The organism is Neisseria sp. P0021.S005 (assembly GCF_051956955.1).
Genome location: NZ_JBQCWY010000259.1, coordinates 1 through 4,041, shown reverse-complemented (window position 1 = coordinate 4,041; position 4,041 = coordinate 1). Strand labels below are relative to the sequence as shown.

Genomic DNA, 4,041 nt, shown 5'->3' with positions numbered 1-4,041 from the left:
GTCAAAGCAACGCGCAGACGGTTGCCTGGAGGTTCGTTCATTTGGCCATACACCATGGCTACTTTATCCAATACGTTGGAATCTTTCATCTCGTGGTAGAAGTCGTTACCTTCACGGGTACGTTCACCCACACCTGCGAACACGGACAGACCGCTGTGCGCTTTGGCGATGTTGTTGATCAATTCCATCATGTTCACGGTTTTGCCCACACCGGCACCACCGAACAGACCTACTTTACCGCCCTTAGCAAACGGACACAGCAAATCGATCACTTTAATACCGGTTTCCAACAATTCGGTAGTTGAAGACAACTCGTCGAATTTCGGAGCAGTTTGGTGAATAGCACGGCTCTTGTCGGTATCGATCGGACCTGCTTCATCAACAGGCGTACCCAATACGTCGACAATACGACCCAATGTACCTTTACCTACCGGTACAGTGATTGGCGCACCAGTATTGCTTACAGACATACCGCGTTTCAGGCCGTCTGAACTACCCATTGCAATAGTACGGACAACGCCGTCACCCAGAAGCTGTTGAACTTCCAGAGTCAGACCGTTCTCGTCCAATTTCAGGGCATCGTAAACATGCGGGATAGCGTCGCGTGGAAATTCCACGTCAACCACCGCACCAATAACTTGTACGATTTTGCCTTGGCTCATTATCGTATCCTAATTTCCTGTTCAGGCTTCAGACGGCATTAAACTGCCGCTGCACCTGCTACAATTTCTGACAATTCTGTGGTAATCGCGGCTTGACGCGATTTGTTGTACACCAAGCGCAATTCTTTAATGGCATTACCTGCGTTATCGGTTGCGGCTTTCATCGCTACCATACGCGCGGCTTGTTCAGATGCCATGTTGTCGCTCAATGCCTGATAAACCACAGACTCTAAATAGCGGCGAACCAAATATTCCAATACGGCGATAGGACTCGGCTCGTAGAGGTATTCCCAAGTAAATGAAGAATGACCTGTTCCGTCGTCAATAACGTTTTCACCGATAGGCAGCAAAACTTCCATACGCGGCTCTTGGCGCATTGTATTGACGAAACGTGAGTAAACCATATGGATACGGTCTAATTCATGCTTCTCATAACGTTGGAAGATTTCGGTCAGAGGGCCGAGCAGCAATTCCATTTTTGGGGTATCACCCAAATTGGTTGCGCTGGCAATAACATTCAAACCGATGCTTTGGCATGCAGCCAAACCTTTACTACCCAGGCACACGACTTCGACTTCGATGCCTTGTTCCTGATACTCTTGAACTTGCGCCAAAAACTTTTTCAGTACGTTTGCGTTCAAGCCACCGCACAAACCTTTGTCCGAGGTAATCAAAATGAAACCGGCACGACGCACTTCGCGGTGCGGCTCCAACAATTTGATACCATGATCGGCATTAGTTTGTGCAAGATGGCTCATCACTGTACGCACTTTTTCGGCGTACGGACGCGCTAAGCGCATCCGGTCTTGAGTCTTCCGCATTTTAGAGGTCGACACCATTTGCATCGCTTTAGTGATCTTTTGGGTATTTTGAACACTACGGATTTTGGTGAGAATCTCTTTTCCGACTGCCATTTCAGACTCCTTTCATCTCAATACTTATGCTTGGTAAGCGTAAGAAGATTTGAAAGATTTCATGGCTTCGGTCAATGCTTTTTCGCTTTCGTCAGACATTGCGCCTGATGCATTAATCGCTTCCAGAACCTCAGGATGTTGCGTACGTACGAAACTCAAGAATTCTGCTTCGAAAGCCAAGGCTTTGGATACCGGAACATCTGCGTAAGAACCGTTGTTGATCGCCCACAAAGTCAATGCCATTTCGGCAGTGTTCAATGTGCTGAATTGTTTTTGTTTCATCAATTCAGTAACTACTTCACCGTGTTGCAGCTGTTTGCGCGTTGCTTCGTCCAAATCGGAAGCAAATTGCGAGAACGCTGCCAATTCACGGTACTGTGCCAACGCCAAACGGATACCGCCACCCAGTTTTTTGATGACTTTGGTTTGTGCTGCACCACCTACGCGCGATACGGAAATACCGGCATTGATTGCAGGACGGATACCGGCGTTGAACAAGTCGGTCTCCAAGAAGATTTGGCCGTCTGTAATCGAGATTACGTTGGTTGGTACGAATGCTGATACGTCACCGGCTTGGGTTTCAATAATTGGCAACGCAGTCAGAGAACCGGTTTTGCCTTTTACTTCGCCATTGGTCAGTTTTTCAACTTCGTTTTCGCTGACACGGGCTGCACGTTCCAACAGACGGGAGTGCAGATAGAATACGTCGCCAGGATATGCTTCACGGCCAGGAGGACGGCGTAACAGCAGAGAAATTTGACGGTATGCAACGGCTTGTTTAGACAAGTCATCGTATACGATCAACGCATCTTCACCACGGTCACGGAAGAATTCACCCATGGTACAACCGGAGTAAGGAGCGATGTATTGCAGTGCAGCGGCTTCAGAAGCAGTTGCAGCAACCACGATGGTATGCTCCATCGCGCCATGCTCTTCCAATTTGCGTACTACGTTGGCAATAGAAGATGCTTTTTGACCGATAGCCACATAAATACAGATAACGCCTGTACCTTTTTGGTTAACGATGGCATCCAGTGCCACGGCAGTTTTACCGGTTTGACGGTCACCAATGATCAACTCACGTTGACCACGACCAACCGGAACCATAGAGTCAATGGCTTTCAGGCCGGTTTGCATTGGTTGGTCAACCGATTTACGCGCAATCACACCCGGTGCAATTTTCTCGATTGGAGCAGTCAATGTTGTGTTGATTGGACCTTTACCATCGATAGGACGACCCAATGCATCAACCACACGGCCAACCAGTTCGCGACCGATCGGCACTTCCAAAATACGGCCGGTACAGGTAACTGTATCGCCTTCTTTAATGTGTTCGTACTCACCCAACACTACGGCACCGACGGAGTCACGCTCCAAGTTCATGGCCAGACCGAAAGTGTTACCGGGGAATTCGAGCATCTCACCTTGCATCGCGTCTGACAAGCCATGAATGCGCACAATGCCGTCTGTAACAGAAACAACGGTACCACGGGTACGCACTTCTGCATTGACGGACAGATTTTCGATTTTAGCTTTAATCAAATCGCTAATTTCAGCAGGATTAAGCTGCATGAAAACTCTCCTAATTTGTCATAGTCGCATACAAAGCATTCAGTTTGCCTTGTACGGACAAATCCAAGACCTGATCACCCACTTCTACTTTGATGCCGCCGATTAATTCAGGGGCAACTTTAGCTACCACATCCAATTTGCTGTTGAAGCGTTTTGTCAGGATATCGGTAACATCGGCCAGCTGCTGAGAACTGAGCTCATACGCGCTGTAAATTACTGCCGATTTCGTATTGTTGTGTATCAAGGTCAAATCTTGATATTGGGCATAAATTTCCGGCAATACCAGCAAACGCTTTTGCTCGGCCAAAACGGTAATAAAATTTGCCAATTCGACATTTTTGATACCGACAAGACCTTTGAGCGTTTCTGCCTTTTCGGAAGCTCCCGTTTCCGGCTGCTCGATGAAAGCAATGACTTTCTCATCCTGAACAACCGCTGCGAGTTCTTTCAGTTCGCCCAACCAAGACTCGATTTGGTTTTTTTCCTGAGCCAGACTAAACAATGCTTTCGCATAAGGTCTGGCAATCGTTGCGAACTCTGCCATAAGATTACAGCTCCTGTTTTAAGGCACTGAGCAGATCTGCATGTTTGGAAGCATCGACTTCTTTACGCAGGATAGATTCCGCACCTTTAACAGCCAATGAAGCGACCTGTTCGCGCAACACTTCGCGTGCACGGTTAACTTCTTGCTCTACATCAGCTTTTGCTTGGGCTGCAATGCGTGCTGCTTCATGAGAAGCTTGCTCTTTGGCTTCTTCTACAATTTTTGCAGCACGTTTTTCGGCGTTGGCAACCATTTCGGTTACCTGATTACGCCCTTCGGCCATAAGTTCTGCAACTTTTTTCTCTGCCTGCTCAAAATCGCTCTTACCGCGCTCGGCAGCAGCCAAGCC

Annotated in this window: 4 protein-coding genes and 1 pseudogene; all 5 read right to left on the bottom strand. The window is 47.9% G+C overall.

Annotation, left to right across the window (positions count from 1 at the left end):
* Window positions 1–662: pseudogene (locus ACTHUE_RS12255) on the bottom strand (F0F1 ATP synthase subunit beta); the annotation flags it as partial.
* Window positions 663–700: 38 nt separating this feature from the next.
* A complete protein-coding gene (gene atpG / locus ACTHUE_RS12250; RefSeq protein WP_004519003.1) occupies window positions 701–1,576 on the bottom strand; it encodes a F0F1 ATP synthase subunit gamma in 876 nt (291 codons plus the stop codon).
* Window positions 1,577–1,600: 24 nt separating this feature from the next.
* Complete coding sequence (gene atpA / locus ACTHUE_RS12245) at window positions 1,601–3,148, bottom strand: F0F1 ATP synthase subunit alpha (protein ID WP_003676111.1); 1,548 nt, start codon at window positions 3,146–3,148, stop codon at window positions 1,601–1,603.
* A 10-nt stretch (window positions 3,149–3,158) separates the two neighbouring features.
* On the bottom strand, window positions 3,159–3,692 hold the full coding sequence (locus ACTHUE_RS12240) for a F0F1 ATP synthase subunit delta (RefSeq protein WP_004519004.1): 534 nt from the start codon (window positions 3,690–3,692) through the stop codon (window positions 3,159–3,161).
* A 4-nt stretch (window positions 3,693–3,696) separates the two neighbouring features.
* Window positions 3,697–4,041 (bottom strand): F0F1 ATP synthase subunit B (atpF, locus tag ACTHUE_RS12235; protein WP_440423577.1); only part of this gene is annotated, 345 nt, incomplete at its 5' end.